Source organism: Pseudoalteromonas sp. G5_S1_54_S4, assembly GCF_054968565.1.
On record NZ_JBQKUL010000002.1, the window covers coordinates 22479 to 40595 of the forward strand.

Annotated in this window: 17 protein-coding genes and 1 pseudogene; 9 read left to right on the plus strand and 9 right to left on the minus strand. The window is 38.5% G+C overall.

Annotated features, from left to right (window positions below):
* Positions 1–167 precede the first annotated feature (167 nt).
* From ACTRWE_RS01315 to ACTRWE_RS01335, 5 genes are all read right to left on the minus strand, one after another.
* Entirely contained in the window at positions 168–845 is a 678-nt protein-coding gene (locus ACTRWE_RS01315; protein WP_462879350.1) for an SDR family oxidoreductase, read from the minus strand.
* A 57-nt stretch (positions 846–902) separates the two neighbouring features.
* Positions 903–1901: a DUF4382 domain-containing protein gene (locus ACTRWE_RS01320; protein WP_462879351.1), complete on the minus strand. Its 999-nt coding sequence runs from the start codon at positions 1899–1901 to the stop codon at positions 903–905.
* Positions 1902–2030: 129 nt separating this feature from the next.
* The gene (gene astB, locus ACTRWE_RS01325; protein WP_462879352.1) at positions 2031–3377 is read right to left on the minus strand and encodes an N-succinylarginine dihydrolase; all 1347 of its coding nucleotides are present in this window, start codon (positions 3375–3377) and stop codon (positions 2031–2033) included.
* A gap of 428 nt (positions 3378–3805) precedes the next feature.
* Complete coding sequence (locus ACTRWE_RS01330; protein WP_462879353.1) at positions 3806–4900, minus strand: L-dopachrome tautomerase-related protein; 1095 nt, start codon at positions 4898–4900, stop codon at positions 3806–3808.
* Between the two features lie 47 nt (positions 4901–4947).
* Entirely contained in the window at positions 4948–5382 is a 435-nt protein-coding gene (locus tag ACTRWE_RS01335; protein ID WP_462879405.1) for a MarR family winged helix-turn-helix transcriptional regulator, read from the minus strand.
* Between the two features lie 129 nt (positions 5383–5511).
* On the opposite strand from ACTRWE_RS01335, the gene ACTRWE_RS01340 reads away from it, so the two are divergent.
* The 5 genes and pseudogenes from ACTRWE_RS01340 to ACTRWE_RS01360 all read left to right on the plus strand — a co-directional run bounded on the left by ACTRWE_RS01340 (position 5512) and on the right by ACTRWE_RS01360 (position 10995).
* Complete coding sequence (locus ACTRWE_RS01340) at positions 5512–5940, plus strand: organic hydroperoxide resistance protein (protein WP_462879354.1); 429 nt, start codon at positions 5512–5514, stop codon at positions 5938–5940.
* Between the two features lie 201 nt (positions 5941–6141).
* Entirely contained in the window at positions 6142–6498 is a 357-nt protein-coding gene (locus ACTRWE_RS01345) for a metalloregulator ArsR/SmtB family transcription factor (protein ID WP_462879355.1), read from the plus strand.
* Between the two features lie 16 nt (positions 6499–6514).
* Positions 6515–7528 (plus strand): ArsJ-associated glyceraldehyde-3-phosphate dehydrogenase, encoded by a 1014-nt coding sequence (locus ACTRWE_RS01350; RefSeq protein ID WP_462879356.1) that lies wholly within the window; start codon positions 6515–6517, stop codon positions 7526–7528.
* A 15-nt stretch (positions 7529–7543) separates the two neighbouring features.
* Positions 7544–8764 carry an organoarsenical effux MFS transporter ArsJ gene (gene arsJ / locus ACTRWE_RS01355; RefSeq protein WP_058155776.1) on the plus strand — a complete coding sequence of 407 codons (1221 nt, stop codon included), beginning with the start codon at positions 7544–7546 and terminating at the stop codon, positions 8762–8764.
* Positions 8765–8877: 113 nt separating this feature from the next.
* Positions 8878–10995: pseudogene (locus tag ACTRWE_RS01360) on the plus strand (methyl-accepting chemotaxis protein).
* 124 nt (positions 10996–11119) lie between these two features.
* On the opposite strand, the gene ACTRWE_RS01365 reads toward ACTRWE_RS01360, so the two are convergent.
* Positions 11120–11707, minus strand: coding sequence for a TetR/AcrR family transcriptional regulator (locus ACTRWE_RS01365; protein ID WP_013462952.1), 588 nt, complete (start codon positions 11705–11707; stop codon positions 11120–11122).
* Positions 11708–11820: 113 nt separating this feature from the next.
* Between ACTRWE_RS01365 and ACTRWE_RS01370 the strand changes: the two genes are divergently transcribed.
* Positions 11821–12363, plus strand: a complete 543-nt coding sequence (locus tag ACTRWE_RS01370; RefSeq protein ID WP_462879357.1) for a carboxymuconolactone decarboxylase family protein — start codon at positions 11821–11823, stop codon at positions 12361–12363.
* 104 nt (positions 12364–12467) lie between these two features.
* Here ACTRWE_RS01370 and ACTRWE_RS01375 read toward each other — a convergent pair whose 3' ends face one another.
* The gene (locus ACTRWE_RS01375) at positions 12468–12998 is read right to left on the minus strand and encodes a hypothetical protein (protein WP_462879358.1); all 531 of its coding nucleotides are present in this window, start codon (positions 12996–12998) and stop codon (positions 12468–12470) included.
* 51 nt (positions 12999–13049) lie between these two features.
* On the opposite strand from ACTRWE_RS01375, the gene ACTRWE_RS01380 reads away from it, so the two are divergent.
* Positions 13050–13415, plus strand: a complete 366-nt coding sequence (locus ACTRWE_RS01380) for a DUF1294 domain-containing protein (RefSeq protein WP_290191171.1) — start codon at positions 13050–13052, stop codon at positions 13413–13415.
* A 47-nt stretch (positions 13416–13462) separates the two neighbouring features.
* Here ACTRWE_RS01380 and ACTRWE_RS01385 read toward each other — a convergent pair whose 3' ends face one another.
* Positions 13463–13807 (minus strand): PEGA domain-containing protein, encoded by a 345-nt coding sequence (locus ACTRWE_RS01385; RefSeq protein WP_028834242.1) that lies wholly within the window; start codon positions 13805–13807, stop codon positions 13463–13465.
* 176 nt (positions 13808–13983) lie between these two features.
* Positions 13984–15957 carry a serine/threonine-protein kinase gene (locus ACTRWE_RS01390; protein WP_462879359.1) on the minus strand — a complete coding sequence of 658 codons (1974 nt, stop codon included), beginning with the start codon at positions 15955–15957 and terminating at the stop codon, positions 13984–13986.
* Positions 15958–16351: 394 nt separating this feature from the next.
* Between ACTRWE_RS01390 and tagH the strand changes: the two genes are divergently transcribed.
* Both tagH and tssJ read left to right on the plus strand, forming a co-directional pair.
* Entirely contained in the window at positions 16352–17623 is a 1272-nt protein-coding gene (tagH, locus tag ACTRWE_RS01395; RefSeq protein ID WP_350605629.1) for a type VI secretion system-associated FHA domain protein TagH, read from the plus strand.
* A gap of 15 nt (positions 17624–17638) precedes the next feature.
* A complete protein-coding gene (gene tssJ, locus ACTRWE_RS01400) occupies positions 17639–18103 on the plus strand; it encodes a type VI secretion system lipoprotein TssJ (protein ID WP_013462959.1) in 465 nt (154 codons plus the stop codon).
* The last annotated feature ends 14 nt before the right edge of the window (positions 18104–18117 follow it).

Here is an 18117-nt window from a genome sequence, read left to right on the forward strand (position 1 = left end):
AGTTATTGAATTACTTTATTTATATATTAGACATAAAGTTGTGATTTAGCATGGTAAGGGAGGTTTCAATGTGTGACTTTTCATTGATTTAGTCGAAAGTAATTTTAACAAAGCACAATTAAGTACTTTTAAAGCAAAGGCCAATAAATATTGGCCTTTATATTTTATTAGTTGGTGGGCATTAAATAGATTTCGCGCACGCTATTACGCTGATTAGCTTCAATGGCAAATAATACCGCATCGGCCACGTCTTGAGGGTCGAGCTTATCTGGTTTTGCTTCATCAAAAAATGGTGTATTCACCATGCCTGGGGCTATGGTTGTACAACGGCCATGCCAAGGTTTCATTTCCTCTGCAAGGTTTTGACCAAAGCCATGGGCAAACCATTTAGTGGCACCATAAATAGAGCCATCAATAGGTCTTCGCCCTGCTGCTGAGCTGGTTAAAATAAAATGCCCTTGGTTTTCACGTAAGTGAGGCAAAGTGAGTTTTGCGGTCCACAACAATGCTTTGATGTTAAGGTCAACCATGGCTGACCACTCATCGGGGTCGCCATTTTCGGTGCCTGGTGATGACACACCCATGCCCGCGTTAGCGAATGCAACGTCTAATCGGCCAAATTTTTCAATGCCTTTACTTACTACACTCTCAAGCTCGCTAAACTGAGTGGCATCGGCTGAAACGCTAAATGCATTTTCATGGCCTAATTCGTTAACTAGTTTATTGAGTTTATCTTCACTGCGCGCAGTTAATATTACTTTGTGACCATTTTTAACTAATGTTTTAGCGGTCGCCTCGCCAATACCACTAGAGGCACCGGTAATTAAAATTACTTTATGTGTCATAGTTCCTCCAAACAAAAAGCCCGCAAGTGCGGGCTAAAATTTATAATAGTTGATTGCTTATTGGGCAATGTCAAATGTCACTTCAGTATCTTCACCGGTTACAACCGTTACTGGCTGAACCTGATAAAGAGTAAATGCTTCATCCTGAAGTTCAGCATCATCAATATGTGCGTTACAGGTATAACCGAGCTGGTAATCGCCAGGCGTAATAAATGCTAATTCAAATTCATATTGGCTAGTTTCATTGTTTAGTACAACATTTGCAGTAGCCAATGGTGCGTCTACAGGGGTTTCACCCTCAGTGACTTCGTAATTATCAAGTGGTTGCTCTACATCACTGTTATACAAGTAAACAGCATGGCCAAATGAACCATCTTCAGCGGCAACCTCAATGTTATCGGTTTCACAATTTGCATAAAGTGATTCGCTTACTGTACCTTCAATATCTTGTGACTCAGCAAGGTTTTCAAGACGAACTCCACGTGGTTTTAATACTATTTCGTTACCGCTTTGTGGCGCAACTAACGATTTTTTAAGATCAAACTCAAGTACAAAAGTGTTGTCCGTTTGATTCAGAGTAAAACCATCAAGTTGAATTTCACCGATCCCGTCATTGCCTTTTCGTTTTACGATTAACGGTGCAGTGCTGTCATCTTCATAAACAACATGCGAGGTTTCGGTTAGGTTGTTTATATCACCATTGATTACATCAGCACGTATCCACGCGTATTCACCTGCAGGTACGTCTTCGCCCTCTAGTAAGGAAAAAATATCATCGCCAGTGTAATCCAATAAGTTAACCATTTCAGCTTCGGTTGAATCGCTGGCTTCACGTGTTTCGAAGCTAAAATCTTCGCCACCTTGTGAGCGCAAGGTAATAGAGTCAAAAACCACATTAACCGCTTTTAAGCCTGTTACTGGCGCATCTGAAACTCCTAAACTGAACGTTGATTTTTGCGGATCGGTAGGAGTAATAGGGGAGTCATCATTTGATGAACCACAACCCGTTAATGCTAATAAGACGGCGCTACTAAGTAATGTTGATTTTAAGTTCATGTTAGGTTTCCAAATACTTTAAAGTATCACTCAGTATAGATACAAAAACTTAACCTAAATTGAATTAAAATTATTAATTACAGGAAGAAGATTTAAATACTGTGTATCTTCCCCCTATAAAAAAAAAGCTTAGGCTTCTAATTGGAAGGGATAAACTGATCCCAAGCTCAGTAATTGTGTTAACTCATCAAGGGCTTGGTAGCTTTCGGTTAGTAAAGCAGGGTCTGCAAAGTCGTTGGCACCAAGCTTATCTCGGTAATGGCGAGTAGCCCAATCACATAATTGGCTATATTTTTCGTCATTTAAAATAACATCAGGATTTACCGCTGCTAATTCGTGGCTGTTTAATGCAACTCGTAATCGCAAACAAGCAGGCCCACCACCATTTTGCATACTTTGGCGCAAATCAAAAAACTGCACTTGATTTATGGGGTTATCGGCAACAATTAGCTCTTCAATATACGCTTTTACAGCAGGGTTGCGCTGGCATTCTTGTGGGGCAACGAGCAACATTGCATCGTCACTAAGGCTAACCAGTTGGCTATTAAATAAATAGCTACTGACAGCATCTTGAATACTCACTTTGCTGGTTGGCACCTCAATAATATAAAGCTGTTTGTTACCTACATAGGCTTCTCGGATATCGTCTAATGCTTGCGTTTGGTTTAAAAACGCCTGTTGATGGCATAATAAAACATTGGCGTTACCCACTGCAATTACATCATTATGGAACACCCCTTGGTCAATCACATCAGGGTTTTGTTGTAATAGTATTTGGCTGGTATCTTTTATATTGTGCAATCGACAAATGGCTTCAGACGCTTCCAAAGTTTGCCTTGCAGGGAACTTAACGGGTTTAACCAGTTTACTGTTAAAGGCACTTGCACCAAATACAAATAACTCTAGCCCGGTTTCACCATGGCTGTCGCACAGGCGAGTATGGTTTGCTGCGCCTTCATCACCAAAAAAACCTTGCTCAGGCAAATGTGAATGGTGTGCAAAGTATTGCTCGTTATTAAACATTGCTTTAAGCAAACGTGTAGTGGTGTTTGGCTCTAAAGAGCGATGAAATTTATTATTCAGGTTAGCAGCAGTAAAGTGTACTTTGCCATCGTTAGTATCAGGGGAGGGAGATACTGTAGCAGCATTAGCTGTCCACATGGCAGAGGCTGAGTAACAGGCGCGCAATAAAATAGGATCAGCTTTAAAAGCTTTATTAATGACTTGCGCATCGTTGCCAGTAAATCCTAGACGGCGAAGTACATTTAAATCTGGGCGAGCATGAGGCGCAAATACCCCTTGGGTTAAGCCTTTATCGTGCATAGCTTTCATTTTAGCCAGGCCCTGCAATACAGCTTCTTGCGGATTTGAAAAACTCGCCGCGTTATTTAACGAAGCAACATTACCATACGACAAACCTGCGTAGTTGTGAGTAGGGCCGACTAAGCCGTCAAAATTAACTTCTAAAGCATGCATACACGTTCCACTATCCGGTTAAATAGTCTTTTACAATACAACGCTATGACTCAGCTTGCAAAGTCTGTTCAAAAATAGTTTTTAGCGCGAGTAGATACGCTCTTTCTCACTGGTGGTATGCGTATTTGTTGGCTCATTAACTTGCCACACTGTGATATCTAAGCGCCATAAAAAATAAAGAGTGTTGTATAAATTAAACATAGCTTGTTCCTTGGTGTTGCTAACGTCAATAAGAGAGTAGGAAGAAGTATGCCAATTGTTTATTGAATATTTTATCAATATAAATCAGATGTTTACTATTATTTCTTTAATACCTAGTTTGGTTGAGGCACCAAATTGGGGGAGTAATTATAAAATATGCACTTTTTTGGTGTGATGTTATAAAGCCCTGCATTACATGACAGGGCTAGGGTAATTACGTTAGGTTATTAACGACCTACTTTACCTTTTACAAGGGGCGTAAACGACATCACTTTAAACTTATTAGGGTTTTGAGTTTTATCATTGCTTAACACCGGCGAGTTGTTCAAATCGTTTACTGTAAAATATATTTTATGATCTGCACCATAACTAAAGCCATCTGGCCAGCTTAGGCGATCATCTTTAAATAACACCTCATAGTCGCCACTTGGTTTTACGACGCCAATTGCACCATTGGTTATATCGGTCACATAGACGTTACCGCCCCCATCCACCGTAATGCCGTCGGAAATGGGTTTAGTGCCGTAGCGCATTACTTTGGCTTCTAGCGCTTTTGCTGAAAGCTGCTCGTTGTTAATTGCGCTGGTGGCAATACGATAAACCGAAGTCCCCGACATTGACCCAAAGTAAAGCCAGTCTTCGTTAGGGTCAAGCGTAATTGGGTTAACACCTAAACGCGCAGGTTGTCCGCCCAGGCGCATTGTTCGGCCATTAATAACCATATCAATATTTTCGGCGGTGGTGTATTGGCTATCTTGTAATACTCTTCGCGCTTCACCGGTTTTTAGGTTTACTATAATAATTGCAGCCTGAGTGCCTTGTGCTGTATCGGCAATGTAAATAACGCCGTGTTTATTATCGATAACTAAATCGTTTAAAAACGAGGTATCGGTAATTGTTGGTTTGGCTAGGTAAATAATTTTATGCAGTTGCTCTTGGTTGGTATCCCAACCAACTAATCTCCCCGCATGATCTGGCCCTGAGGTATCAAGCATCCATAGTATGCCGTCGCTTGATACATTAACACCGAGTACCCCGTAAAAGCCCTTACCTTTGTTGTATGCGTAAGCCCATTGCTCATTAGGGTAGGGTTTAGTGGTGCCATCACTTAATAGCTCCATGATTTTTTGATTTTGCCCATAAAAACCATGTATAGATAAGAACTTACGGCCAGATGGCGTAATGGCTATGTTGCCAGGCGGGTGTTGTGCATCAAATGTCGCAACAGTGGTTAATTCACTATTATTGGCAAGTGCTCCATTACTTACCAGTAATGTAATGCTGTAAGTAATAGCAATAAGTCGTTTTTTTAAATGAGTCATTAATTAACGCCTTGTTTGTTAAGTTATAGCTGGGTAAAGCTGGGTTTTTAGTCGGTCAGATCACTGACCACTAAGTCGAGTAACTGCATTAATTGTTGTGCTTGGGTTGTGTCGATACTGTCAAATTTGCAAAAAATCCTTTTTGGGATGTCGGCAGCTTCAAGTTTTAAAGAGTGACCCTTGTGAGTCAGTTGCACCAAACGCTTACGCTTATCGTGTTCGTCTTTTATAACGTTAAGTAATGACTTGTCGGTCATTTTTTTTAATATTTGAGTAAGCGCGCCACCATCAATTGCGGTTTTATCTATTAGCTCAGCGATGGTTACTTCATCTTGTTCCCACAGCGCCATCATAACAACATACTGAGGATAGGTAAGGTTAAGCTCAGCTAGAGGTTCTCGATAGGCACGGGCTATGCTGTTGGACGCCATATATAAACGATGGCATAACTGATTTTTTAATTTTAACTGTTCAAACGACATCGCTTTATCCTTCATTTCAATACAGAGTATTTTAGTTTGCATGCAAAGTATTTGCAATCGGAATTTAGTTGATCTATTATTTTGCATACAAAGTAATTAACTTGAAAATTTTAATCTTAGGAGTTCACTATGAATGTATTACAAAATGTAGCTTATACAGCAAAAGCAACGGTAACAGGCGGACGTGAAGGCGTTGCTAAATCGGATGATGGTCGTTTAGATGTTAACTTATCAACGCCTAAAGGATTAGGTGGTGACGATGGACAAGGCACTAATCCAGAGCAATTATTTGCAGCAGGTTATGCTGCCTGTTTTATTGGTGCACTTAAGTTTGTAGCGGGTAGCGAAAAAATTGCGTTACCAAGCGATACTTACATTAACTCTGAAGTGTCTATTGGTGCGATTGATGCCGGTTTTGGTATTGCTGTAAAATTGGCTGTATCACTAGGTGATATGGACAAAGCAGCGGCACAAGCCTTGGTAGAGAAAGCACATCAAGTATGTCCATATTCAAATGCAACTCGCGGCAATATTGAAGTAGAGCTGTCGGTTATTTAATTAACCCCTTTATATTGTTTATAAAAACACGCCATGAGTGATCATTGCGTGTTTTTTATTGGGCACACCTCTAAAAGCCAAACTTGAGTTGACGCGGAAAATAGATAACTTTAACTATATATACGAAATTTCATATATTCACTATTCCATATGTCTTTCTTTTCATATATTGTTGTTGTATGCAAAACAAGACTACACTGTATGAATCAACTAAATCCTCTGCATTTTTTTAAATGTATCGCTGACGACACCCGCTTAAAGACAATGCTGCTTATTGCGCATGAAGATGAGTTATGTGTATGTGAATTAGTGGCGGCACTTGATGTAAGCCAGCCTAAAATTTCACGGCATTTAGCTGTATTACGTCAATGCGGTTTGCTTGCTGATCGTAAGCAAAATCAATGGGTGTTCTATAGCTTAAATAAATCACTACCTGATTGGGCGAAAGATGTAATTACAAAAACATTGCATGCCACCCCTAAATTTTATGAGCATCAATTACAGCGTTTAAATGTGATGGGTAAGCGTCCTGAGCGAATTTTAAAATGCTGTGACTAACTAAAGGAATTTTATAATGACGATTAAAGTAGGCATAAATGGTTTTGGACGAATCGGACGTTTAACCTTACGAGCGGGAATTGATTGGCCTGAGGTTGAATTTGTACATGTTAATGATGTGGCTGCTGATGCGAAAACACATGCCCATTTATTAGAATTTGACTCGGTTCACGGGCGCCTAAAATATGAGGTGCAAGCCGATGATAATAGTTTTTCTGTAGCAAAGCATACGGTTAAAGTAACGAATAATAAATCGATTGCAGAGACTGACTGGTCACAATGTGATGTGGTGATTGAAGCCAGCGGTAAAATGAAAACAACAGAATTACTCAACGCTTATTTAGCGCAAGGTGTAAAGCGTGTGGTTGTTACTGCCCCAGTTAAAGAAGAGAGTGTTTTGAATGTGGTAATAGGGGTGAACGATCATCTTTATAATCCGCAGTTACATAAAATTGTTACCGCGGCTTCATGCACAACAAATTGTTTAGCGCCTGTGGTAAAAGTATTGCAAGAAAAAGTAGGGATTAAGCATGGATCCATAACAACGATTCATGACATTACCAACACCCAAACCATTATAGATGCACCTCATAAAGATTTACGTCGCGCGCGCTCATGCGGAACAAGTTTAATTCCTACCACTACAGGCAGTGCAACGGCTATTACGCAGATATTCCCTGAGCTCAAAGGAAAATTAAACGGCCATGCAGTTCGAGTCCCCCTAACCAATGCATCAATTACTGATTGCGTGTTTGAACTAGAGCGTGGTGTAACCGAACAAGAAGTGAATGGATGGTTTAAGCAAGCGGCTAATAACGAGCTAAAAGGCATTTTAGGCTATGAAGAAAAGCCATTGGTATCTATTGATTACAAAACAGACCCTCGTAGCACAATTATAGATGCGCTTTCGACAATGGTTATAAACCACACTCAACTTAAACTCTATGCTTGGTATGACAATGAATGGGGTTATGCCAACCGGACTGCTGAGCTGATGCTCAAAGTAGGACAAAGTGATTTAGTAAACTAGTTCAGGGTATTGAAGATGTTTTCGCAAATCGCCAATTTACCATCGGCTTTAAAACAGTATGGCATTATTACGGGTAATTACTGGGCTTTTACACTAACAGATGGCGCACTTCGCATGCTGGTGGTGCTGTATTTTCATCAGTTAGGGTATGGCGCGCTCGCGATTGCCATGCTGTTTGTGTTTTATGAGTTATTTGGGGTTATTACTAACTTAATTGGCGGTTGGTTAGGTGCGCATTTAGGTTTAAATAAAACCATGAACATAGGATTAGGGTTGCAAGTTGTGGCTTTAGCTATGTTGTGTGCACCAAGCGATTGGTTATCGGTAAGTTATGTAATGTTAGCGCAAGCCTTAAGTGGGGTTGCCAAAGATCTCAATAAAATGAGCGCTAAAAGTGCGATTAAATATTTAGTTCCCGAAGGTGACAATCAGCAAAGCCAATTATACAAATGGATTGCTATATTAACGGGCTCTAAAAATGCATTAAAAGGAGTTGGCTTCTTTTTAGGGGGGCTATTACTTACTTTATTAGGATTTGTTGGAGCGTTAGTTGCTTTAATTATGCTTTTAACTATCGCTTGGATCATTAGCTTAGTGTATTTAGAGGGTGATATAGGCAAAGCTAAAAATAAACCAAAATTTAAAGCGTTATTTTCTAAGTCTAGGGCAATTAATTTACTTAGTGCCGCTCGGTTTTGTTTATTTGCTGCTCGTGATGTATGGTTTGTTGTTGCACTGCCTGTTTATTTAGCCTCGCAATTTAATTGGCCACACTGGTGGGTTAGTGGTTTTATGGCACTATGGGTGATTGCTTATGGGGTAGTGCAATCTCAAGCACCAAAAATTACGGGTAAGTCACTTGTCAGTAATGATGCGATAAAGAAAGCGTTTTACTGGGGGGGAGTATTGGCGTGTGTCACCTTGTTATTAGCTTGTTTGATGCAGTTGAATATAGCTGTAAACACTACGCTAATTGTTGGGTTATTTATTTTTGGTGCTGCATTTGCTATTAACTCATCATTACACAGTTATTTGATTGTCAGCCTTGCTAAAAGTGATGGTGTTTCTTTGGATGTAGGTTTTTATTACATGGCTAACGCTGCAGGAAGACTGGTCGGGACAGTACTTTCTGGTTTTATGTATAAAGTATATGGACTGCAGGCCTGTTTGTGGGTAAGCGCTAGCTTACTTTTGCTCGTTTGTTTAATCACTCAACGGTTAACTAAACAAAGTTAGCCGAACACTAAATACTAAAATAAGTCACTAAACGGTATTTCTGAAATATTTTATAGTATGTTCTTTTAATTGGTCTAAACTAAAAAATACATATGTAAGGTAAGGTAATTTTAATGCGGGAAATAGCGTTAGCAAAAAAGTTATTGTGGATAAGTGTTGGAAGTATACTTTTAACGGTTGTACTATTTTCATGAATATTGTGGTCTAAATTATCATCAAGTAATGCACAAACCTCTTCAGAGGCAGAAACATTAATTGTCAGTGAAGTAGATGGTCGCTTAACCGCAAATGCAGCCGCATACGGTGAGAAAATTGCTGCATTTATCAATGAAGCTTATCGGATCCCATACGCTCTTGGCAGTATTTTAGAAGACGCCGATAAAACATCCATAAACAGAGAGTCTGTTGTTCTACTAAATCGCTCAATACTAGAAAGCAATGATGTTATTTCTAGTATTTACTCACAGTTTGAACAAAATGGCTTTGATGGCAAAGATAGTGATTTTACCCAAGGGTACGATCACTCAGTTGCTGGAGCTGGCACACTAGAGGTTTATCTAACGAGAAATTCGAACGGCGTTGTTGAACAACAAGTAGTAGAAGATGCCTCAGAAAAATATGTTGATAAAATTAATGAATTCGGTTTACGTGAAGCCGAATGGTACTTGTGTGCAAAAGACAAATTAAAACCCTGTATCATGGAACCCTACCTCTATGAAATAACACCGGGTTATTCTGAAATGATGACCTCTTTAGTGGTGCCTATTATTAAATCAGGCCAGTTTGTAGGGGTAACAGGCGCGGATATTACACTACCTGTATTTCAAAAATTGACAGAAGAGCTTTCAAAAGCGCTTTACGATGGCAAAGCAAAAGTAACGTTACTTAGTCATTTGGGTTTAATTGTCGGTACGAGTCATTACAAAGAAAAATTAGGCCGCCCGCTAAAAGAAGCGGTTAGCGCTAAAAGTTATGAGAGTTACAAAGCACTAAAAGGTACCAAAGGAACAAACAAACAAGGTGCTGAAATAATGGTGTCTTACCCGATTGAAATTAAGCTTGCTGATGTGAAATGGATGCTGCTAATTGAAGTACCCGCTGAACTTGCCTTTGAAGGACCTATTCAATTAACTGCTGGGATGTCTGAGGCTGCAAAAGAGCTGGGTGTGATTATTTTGATCACGGGAACTGTGATTGCGGTATTGGCATTTATAGTAATGAAACTTGTTGTAGGCAGTGTTGTGGCGCCACTTAAACAAATACAAGAACGTGTAGATAACCTAGCCAGCTCTGAAGGTGATTTAACACAAACACTACATGTTGATACGCATGCTGAGCTTATAGCTTTGGCCGGAGGATTTAATAAGTTTTTATCAAAACTGCGTGAACTTATTAGTGAGCTAAAAGCGGTCTCGGATCAAACCAAGCATCAAGGCGAAGTTACCTCAAATATTGCCGTAGAAACCAAGCATAATGTTCAGGCACAGTTTAAAGAAATTGAAAGTGTTGTGACGGCAATGAACGAAATGAGCGCGACAGCACTTGAAGTGGCAAAAGCTTCTGAGCAATCTGCGCAACAAGCTGATGAAATCAATACCTTAGTGGTTAGCAGCGAGTCGAGTTTATCTTCTGCGATGACCCAAGTTAAAACAATGTCTGAGGAAATCAAAGAAGCCAACCAAGCAGTCGAAAAAGTGGCCTCACGTAGTAATGATATTACGCAAATTTTGGATGTGATCCGAACTATTTCTGAGCAAACAAATTTACTGGCATTGAATGCCGCCATTGAGGCTGCACGTGCCGGTGAACATGGTCGAGGTTTTGCTGTTGTTGCGGATGAAGTTAGGGCTTTAGCGTCTAAAACTCGCTCATCCACCGACGATATTAGCAGCCTAATTGATAGCTTGTTATCAGAAGTAGGAAATGCATCAACTGTCATCGAAAAAGGCGTTGTACGTGCTGAAAATGCAGTTGATGAAACTTCTACTGCCTTTGATGCACTGCACAGTGTTGTTGTAAAAGTGGATGAAATAACTAACCAAATCACCCATATTGCAACCGCAGCTGAAGAGCAAAGTTTGGTCACTGAAGAAATAAATCGTAATTTAACTATTATTTCTGATGCGGCATCTCAGCTCTCTGATTTATCTGCTCAGGCAGGCGATAGCAGCCAAGAACTCAATAAGTTGGTTGCACAGCAAGACGCTGAGCTGAATAAGTTGAAAACGTAAATTTTTTATTTAGAGTTAAACAAGCGGCTAATTTAATACAGATTAGCCGCTTTTTTATACGCTGAATAATCAAACGGAATATAAAAAGAGTTTATTTAAGCGCAAAGACAAGCACCCAATAGGATTACAGTTTTTTGATTAGTACAAACATTTGGTTGATCATCGGCATCGCCAAATGCTCGACTGCAGGGCGATTAAAGTAACCTCGTAATCCTGTAAATTGCACTTGGAAAAATTGTGCGTATGCAGTTGCAGTTAAATCACCGCTTAGCTCCCCATTTTCAATAGCGCGGGTAAACAATGTGGTTAAATAAGATTCAAATTTAGTCAGTAATCCTGCGCTTAACTCACTTAAAGCCGTGTCTTTTTCAGCAAATTCGGTATTTGCTTTTACTAACATACAAATAGCACTTGGACTGCAGTCCTTGGTTTTAATAATTACATTTTCAACAAATGCCCGCAAACCACCTAAAATCGAATCAGAGTTTGCTATAAAGCCCTCAATTTGGCTTTTCATCTGTACGGTGTAGTCTTTTAAGGATTCGCTGTATAACCCCTCTTTAGAGCCAAATGCAGAGTAAATACTTCCTGGTCGCATATTTATAGCTTCCTGTAAATCGCGGGTAGAAGTAGCATGAAAGCCTTTCTCCCAGAACAGCTGACTTGCCACGCGAACAACATGTTCACGTTCAAATTTAATTTTATTGGCCATAATAGTTTCTATTAATTTGAGCGACTGTTCAATTTTAACTTGAGCGACCGCTCAGAATCAAATAATATGTTTCTCAACACGACTTGATACTATTTATTATATAGGAGCAAACTATGGCTGAATTTACCTTATACACGCAAGAAAATGCATCAGCAGAGGCAAAACCTTTATTAGCAGACCCTGTCGCCGCTTTTGGAATGTTGCCTAATCTTCATGCTGTGATGGCTGAGGCACCAACATTGCTAAAGGGTTATCAAGTACTGCATGAGTTATTTCAAAAAACATCGTTTAATGCACAAGAGTTAACGGTTGTTTGGCAATCAATTAATGTTGAGCACGAGTGCCATTATTGTGTGCCAGCACACAGTGGTATAGCCGCTGCCATGAAGGTTGATGAGAATATTGTGGATGCATTAGTCAATAAAACCCCGCTTGCTGATCCTAAACTTGAGACACTTCGTGAGACAACGCTTGAAATGACACGAGAACGTGGTGTGTTAAGTCAGTCACAGCAGGAAAAGTTTTTTGCAGCAGGGTATACAAAACAACAGCTTCTTGAAATTGTGTTGGGTCTTGCGCAAAAGGTGATGAGTAATTACACCAACCATCTTGCAGATACGCCTGTTGATAATGCGTTTAAAAAATTTATAAAGTAATTTAAGATCAGTGTTCTAGTTCAAAATCGTAATTATTAATGGCTAGAACACTGTTTTTTAAAGAACTAATACGTTTTTAGGTATTACAAGGCAATAAGTAAAACTTATTTAAACTTTACTTCTTTATTGCTGCGATGGTAGGTGCGAATTTGCGGCTTAGTCCATTCACCTTTTTTTAAATAACTGGTGGAAACAACAAATTGCTCATCTTTGAATTCACTAGTTGATTTAACTTTAGTGATTCCCTCTTGGCTGCCAGTGACGTCTTCATAAGCAACAAATTGTGTTGGGCTCAACACTTTCATGACTCCTTTGGTATAAAAGCCAGCCGTAGTAAAATAATAAAATACTAATGACTGTTTTTTGCGATCATAGAAAATCATTGATTCGCCCCCATACTCACCTTCATTTATAGAATGCCTAGTGCGAATGGCTTTACCATTTAAGGTGCGCTCCCATTTGGTCACATCTTGGGTTGGAAGCGGGTTTTTATCTATATGAAAATCAGCTTGCCAAGTACCTAAGTAAGGAGTGAATACCGCAAGCTCAGGCTCTAGTAAATCCGTTTTATTATTTGCTTGAATACTGAATATACATAGTGAAAACAGCAGCATCGAAGCCTTTAAATATGTCATAATTTAACCTTGGTGTTTCTTTTAATTATCTTCATTATAGGCGATTATTTTTTGATAAAAAGTAGCTTAATTATATTTTCCAGCTTGTTTATAGCCTTATTTTGGTTAGCTTACTTAAATAATGGAGTTGAAATGTACTTACCCATATATGTTTCATCGATCAGCTGTATTACATTTGTATATTACGCATGGGATAAGCGAAAAGCGGTACAATCAAACCATAAAAAAGTGAGTCGCATACCTGAACGACACTTACATCTATTGGCTTTATTTGGAGGATGGCCCGGTGCACTTATAGCGCAGCAAAGTTTACGGCATAAGTCACAAAAACGAGTTTTTATTGCAGTGCTATGGGTATGTATTGTAGTTAATATTAGTGTAATTAGTTATGCGTGGTTTGCCTATTACCGTATTTAAAATGCCTTTATTGAGCGTAATAAAGGCATTTTAAATTGATAATTCGCTTATTGCGCAGACTGGCTTAGCTGTTTTTCATCTAGCTCAATAGTTAAGATGGTTTTTTTGTCAACCGTTACCCATTTTCTATAAGTCACATAGCCTGCCTTACTTACTTCGATATCATATTTACCTGCATCTAGTTCTATAGCGTCTTGATATACAGGCACTATATTCATAATGCGTACTCTAGAGTCTGCAGGGTTAGTAATAACAGTCAGTGATATCGGCGCATTCTCTTCGCTAACTTGAGGCGTTGGCTCAATAACTACTTCCTCTGTTTTATTTACACTAGAAGTTGTCGAACAACCCGTAAGTATAACGGCTGCAGCTAATAAGCTTAAATTTTTCATAGGTACTCCATTAATTATAAAAAGTCTAAATATTTTAAAATCTTGGCGGAGTGTATGATGATGGAAATGCACTCGTCGTCCTTGACTTTATTATGTATATTTTGGGTTAGTCTAATAGCTAACTAATCTATATTCAATTATATCTGTGTTATTTTTGAGCAATATATAAGAGTTGTTTAAAGCATATTGTCTAACGATTGCGTGATGGCCTCACTTTTTTCAACTAAACGTTCAGCTGCTTTATACATTCTTTTTTTCATTAAATCGTTCGCTGTACTAATGTAACGTCTCGATAATTCTTTTCTAAGCGATACTAAAAGAGAAAAATCGTTGGGTAGTGCTGTCGATTCGGATTTAATAAACTCTTCAAATTCCATTAAAGCTTTATGATCTTCAATAGTTTCTAATTGTGCAGAAAAGCGTTGAAACTTTGGACCATAAAAAACGACCGCATCGGCACGAGGAAACTCAGCTTGTTCGCCTAAATTAATCTTTTGTTGGTATGCGGTTAGTGCATTAATTGCAGACTCACGCTTCATTAAATTAGCAAGAAGCTCTTCTGCTTTTTTGTTATTTGAAAATACAATTTTACCCACATTTAAAAGTACTTTTTGTGTGATGACATCATCGCTTTCTATGGCTGTGTTTAACGCAACAGTAAAGTTATCAAGATGCAGATCCGTTGGTTGATAACGGTAAGTTTTATCTACTTCTTTTAGATCTTTAACGAGATGAGCAATACTATTGGGCTGGTCTTCGTTGTAGCGTGATTGTTCGAGTAATAAATCTATTCTCGCGGTAATATCAAAAATAATTGATTGGCGCTCCCTCAATACACTTTCTAATTGCATCGAAAGCTTTTCTGAATCGGGATAGTAGTTCAGTGCATTAGAATAGACCGCTATTATTTTATCAAAATCTTTAAATTTACGGCCCGCAATATTATTAAACTGGCTTGCTTCACCATTAAAGCTATCTAATATACTTTGCTGATTTGATCTGAGTAATCCTTGTTTAAGCACCTCATACTGTGGCGGAATTTGTTCTAGTTTGTTTAAAATAGTAGGGCCTTGCCAAGACATCCATGCTTCCACTTGTTGGTTAATTGCCTTGGCGTTATCAAGTTGTGCCTGTAATTGCTTGGTATTATCTGAGCTTGAAAAATAATTTTGAGTTATTAAGGCAATAATTGCCACACTAGCCACACTGGCAAAAATAGCGGGTTTTAAGTTCACTTTTAGCGTTTTTGAAATTTGTTCTAGTGAATCGAGTCTTTGGCTGGCGCTTAAAGATAATGCTTTATGTAAATTTTTCCATAAAAGGAGAGGGCAATTACTTGGTTTTTTTACAGTAGTATTTTTAGGAACTTTATCTGCAGCAATGCGGTTAAATGGGTGCTTACTGCTTAGAAGCTCATAAGCAATACAGGCAAATGAAAATACATCATCTTTAATGGATGCTTCGCCGCCTTTTAGCTGCTCAGGGCTAGCATACGTTGGAGTATAACCACCAATGGTTGCAAACTCACTTTCGTTTTTAACAGCATATTGGTCGTCCAAACTTTTGTGTTTAGCAATACCAAAATCAAGCACTTTGAGGTTACCATTAGAGTCAAAAATAATATTCGAAGGCTTAAGATCATTATGTATTACGCCACGTGAGTGGGCATATATAAGGGCGTCAGTTAATTGTTCTAAAATAATTTTCGCTTTTTTAAACGCTAAACCTGAGGGTTTATTTCGCTTAATAATTTGTTCTAGAGTTTCTCCCTCAATGAGCTCCATAGTGACATAATATAAATCGCCATCAGAGTCTGCTGAGTACACTTTTACAATACTAGGGTGAGCAAGTTGTTGTGTTTTTGCTGTTTCATCTTTCAATAATGAAATAGCTTCTTCAGAGTTGGAAAACTCTTCTTGGAGCACTTTTATAGCGACCGATGCTTCAGAGCGACCGCTGTTTTCTAAAAAGGTATCTCGCGCACGATATATGTAACACATTCCACCTTGCCCGATGAGCTCTTCAATTAGGTAGCGATCGGATATCTTTTTGCCGAGGAGGTTTTGTTTATGGATGCTTGATGTTTTTTTTGTGCTGGAGTCTAGAGAAGCAATCTGAGTTTTATCGTTGTTATCATTAATATTGCTCATTAAAAAAATCCTTTTATTGTGTTTAGTTAAATAATTACAAAGGTAAATAATCTCTACTTACCTATCAATTTTCCCTCTGATATAAGCATGTATTTTACAAAAATATACAATTATAGCAATGCCTGAATAGCATATTGTTGCCGGTGAACTCGCTTTATAGTGAATTGAAAAAGCCGGTTTAAAGCCAGAAGATGTCTCTAAAGTGTTTATTTTTGGCCTAGTTAAAAAGCATTAAAAAGAAAAGTAACAAACGCCGTCGATGAGTATATAGGCCGTATTGTTTTAGAGACAAAATCTACAATGCGACATTTCTCTGTGTTAATTTCAATGTTGACAATAGTTTCGCTTCTACTTTATCCTGTTCACAATAATGCTATAGGGACTGACTTATCAAATGGAACTGATACTAAACATCACTAGTTATCACAGACTTTCGCCTGAAATCGAAGCTACCAAAACGGTAAAAGATTCACTCACTTTTGGCCGTTCTGAGGGATGTGATTGGCATCTTCCCGATCCTGAAAAAATTATCTCAAGTAAGCACGGTAGAATTGAAAAAGAAGGCGATTCTTTTTATATATACGATAATTCAACCAATGGCTTGTTTATTAATTTTGCAGTGGCGCCTTTAGGCCAAGGTAATAAACAACGTTTGTCAGATAGTGATGTTTTAACTATTGGTGATTTTCAGGTTGATGTTAGTTTAGCTGACGAGCCACACGCAGATATTAGTAATCCTATTACTTCAAACAGTTCTCAACAAGTAAGTACATTTGCTTCACATAGTAGTCAAACTGCAGAGTCTGCGCCGTTATTCAATGATTCAATTATGAATGAGTCTATGCCTGCGGTATCTGTAATTTCACAACAAGCAACAGCGGATAATCATATTCCAGAAGATTGGGATGAACTAACTCGCCTTATGAATACCGATGAGTTTGATCTTGGTAATGACGAAGTGAATTCTTCAGCGCCAGTTGACACTCCAGCTCCAATAAAAGAAAGTGCGCCGACTAAACGTTATAATGCTGAGCAGCAAGCTGTAAAACAAACAGCGCCTGTAAAAAGCTTTGCTCAAAATGATAAAGTGTTTTGTGATGCCTTTTTAAACGGATTGGGGATTAAGGATGAGCTTAAAAGTGCTCTAGATAATGAAAAACTGTGGTTTGAGATGGGGCAGGGCTTAAGTTTATTACTGACAGAGCTTATGGAATCTTTACGCCAACGTGCGATTGTAAAGAACAAATTAAGACTGAACCATACAATGTTTCAGACCGAACAGAACAACCCATTGAAGTTTTCTGCCAATATTGATGATGTTATTCAGAACTTGTTCATAAAAAATAGTGCAAGCTTTCTGTCTTCGAATGAATCTATTAAAGAAAGCTTTGTAGATACACGCAAGCACGAGCAAGCACTGCTCGCTGGTGCAGATGGCGTGCTCAAAGGGATGTTATCGCAAGTTTCTCCCATGCAAATTAATCAACAGGCAAACGATAATTCTAACGTGTTAAAAATTATTCCAGGCCAAATAGAGTCTAAATGCTGGAAGTTATATCAAAGTTTATATGATGATATTTCTCAGGAAGTTAACGCGAAAGGCGCTATGGCTATGTCTGATGATTTTTTAAAAGCATATAACGATCGAATCAAAGAAACGCTCTAGAAAGGAAAGTAAATAATGCATAAAGTTAAGCTCTATTTAATGAGTTTTAGTTTACTATTTTTGGTACTGGGATGTACTACGATGAATAAAATCGTACCTCCTTCTACAGATCTGATCATCAATGTATCTAAAAATGTTAATCCTGATACATCTGAACGTCCTTCTCCGGTGGTGATGAAAATTTTTGAGTTGAGCTCAAGAACAATTTTTGACACGCAGGATTTTTTTAGCTTATACGATACGCCAGAAAAGATATTAGGCCCTGATTTATTAAAAAAGGATGAGTTAGAGCTTCAACCTGATTCAGTACAGCAATATAAAATGAGCCTTAATCGTAATACTCGTTATGTTGGGGTTGTTGTTGCTTACAGAAATATAGACCAAGCAAGGTGGAGAGCGGTTATTGAAGTTGACCCCACCGGTTATGACGACATCAATGTAAATGTAGAAGCGATTGCTACATACATGAGAGAGCAATAAAAAAGGATTTTTAA

Bases quoted from the DNA above. Each gene is read 5' to 3' on its own strand.
- ACTRWE_RS01335 (WP_462879405.1), bottom strand. From the start codon at position 5,382: ATGTCGTTTGAACAGTTAAAATTAAAAAATCAGTTATGCCATCGTTTA.
- ACTRWE_RS01350 (WP_462879356.1), top strand. From the start codon at position 6,515: ATGACGATTAAAGTAGGCATAAATGGTTTTGGACGAATCGGACGTTTA.
- ACTRWE_RS01330 (WP_462879353.1), bottom strand. From the start codon at position 4,900: ATGACTCATTTAAAAAAACGACTTATTGCTATTACTTACAGCATTACA.
- arsJ (WP_058155776.1), top strand. From the start codon at position 7,544: ATGTTTTCGCAAATCGCCAATTTACCATCGGCTTTAAAACAGTATGGC.
- ACTRWE_RS01385 (WP_028834242.1), bottom strand. From the start codon at position 13,807: ATGAAAAATTTAAGCTTATTAGCTGCAGCCGTTATACTTACGGGTTGT.
- ACTRWE_RS01315 (WP_462879350.1), bottom strand. From the start codon at position 845: ATGACACATAAAGTAATTTTAATTACCGGTGCCTCTAGTGGTATTGGC.
- ACTRWE_RS01340 (WP_462879354.1), top strand. From the start codon at position 5,512: ATGAATGTATTACAAAATGTAGCTTATACAGCAAAAGCAACGGTAACA.
- tagH (WP_350605629.1), top strand. From the start codon at position 16,352: ATGGAACTGATACTAAACATCACTAGTTATCACAGACTTTCGCCTGAA.
- ACTRWE_RS01345 (WP_462879355.1), top strand. From the start codon at position 6,142: ATGAATCAACTAAATCCTCTGCATTTTTTTAAATGTATCGCTGACGAC.
- ACTRWE_RS01375 (WP_462879358.1), bottom strand. From the start codon at position 12,998: ATGACATATTTAAAGGCTTCGATGCTGCTGTTTTCACTATGTATATTC.
- ACTRWE_RS01320 (WP_462879351.1), bottom strand. From the start codon at position 1,901: ATGAACTTAAAATCAACATTACTTAGTAGCGCCGTCTTATTAGCATTA.
- astB (WP_462879352.1), bottom strand. From the start codon at position 3,377: ATGCATGCTTTAGAAGTTAATTTTGACGGCTTAGTCGGCCCTACTCAC.
- ACTRWE_RS01365 (WP_013462952.1), bottom strand. From the start codon at position 11,707: ATGGCCAATAAAATTAAATTTGAACGTGAACATGTTGTTCGCGTGGCA.
- tssJ (WP_013462959.1), top strand. From the start codon at position 17,639: ATGCATAAAGTTAAGCTCTATTTAATGAGTTTTAGTTTACTATTTTTG.
- ACTRWE_RS01390 (WP_462879359.1), bottom strand. From the start codon at position 15,957: ATGAGCAATATTAATGATAACAACGATAAAACTCAGATTGCTTCTCTA.
- ACTRWE_RS01370 (WP_462879357.1), top strand. From the start codon at position 11,821: ATGGCTGAATTTACCTTATACACGCAAGAAAATGCATCAGCAGAGGCA.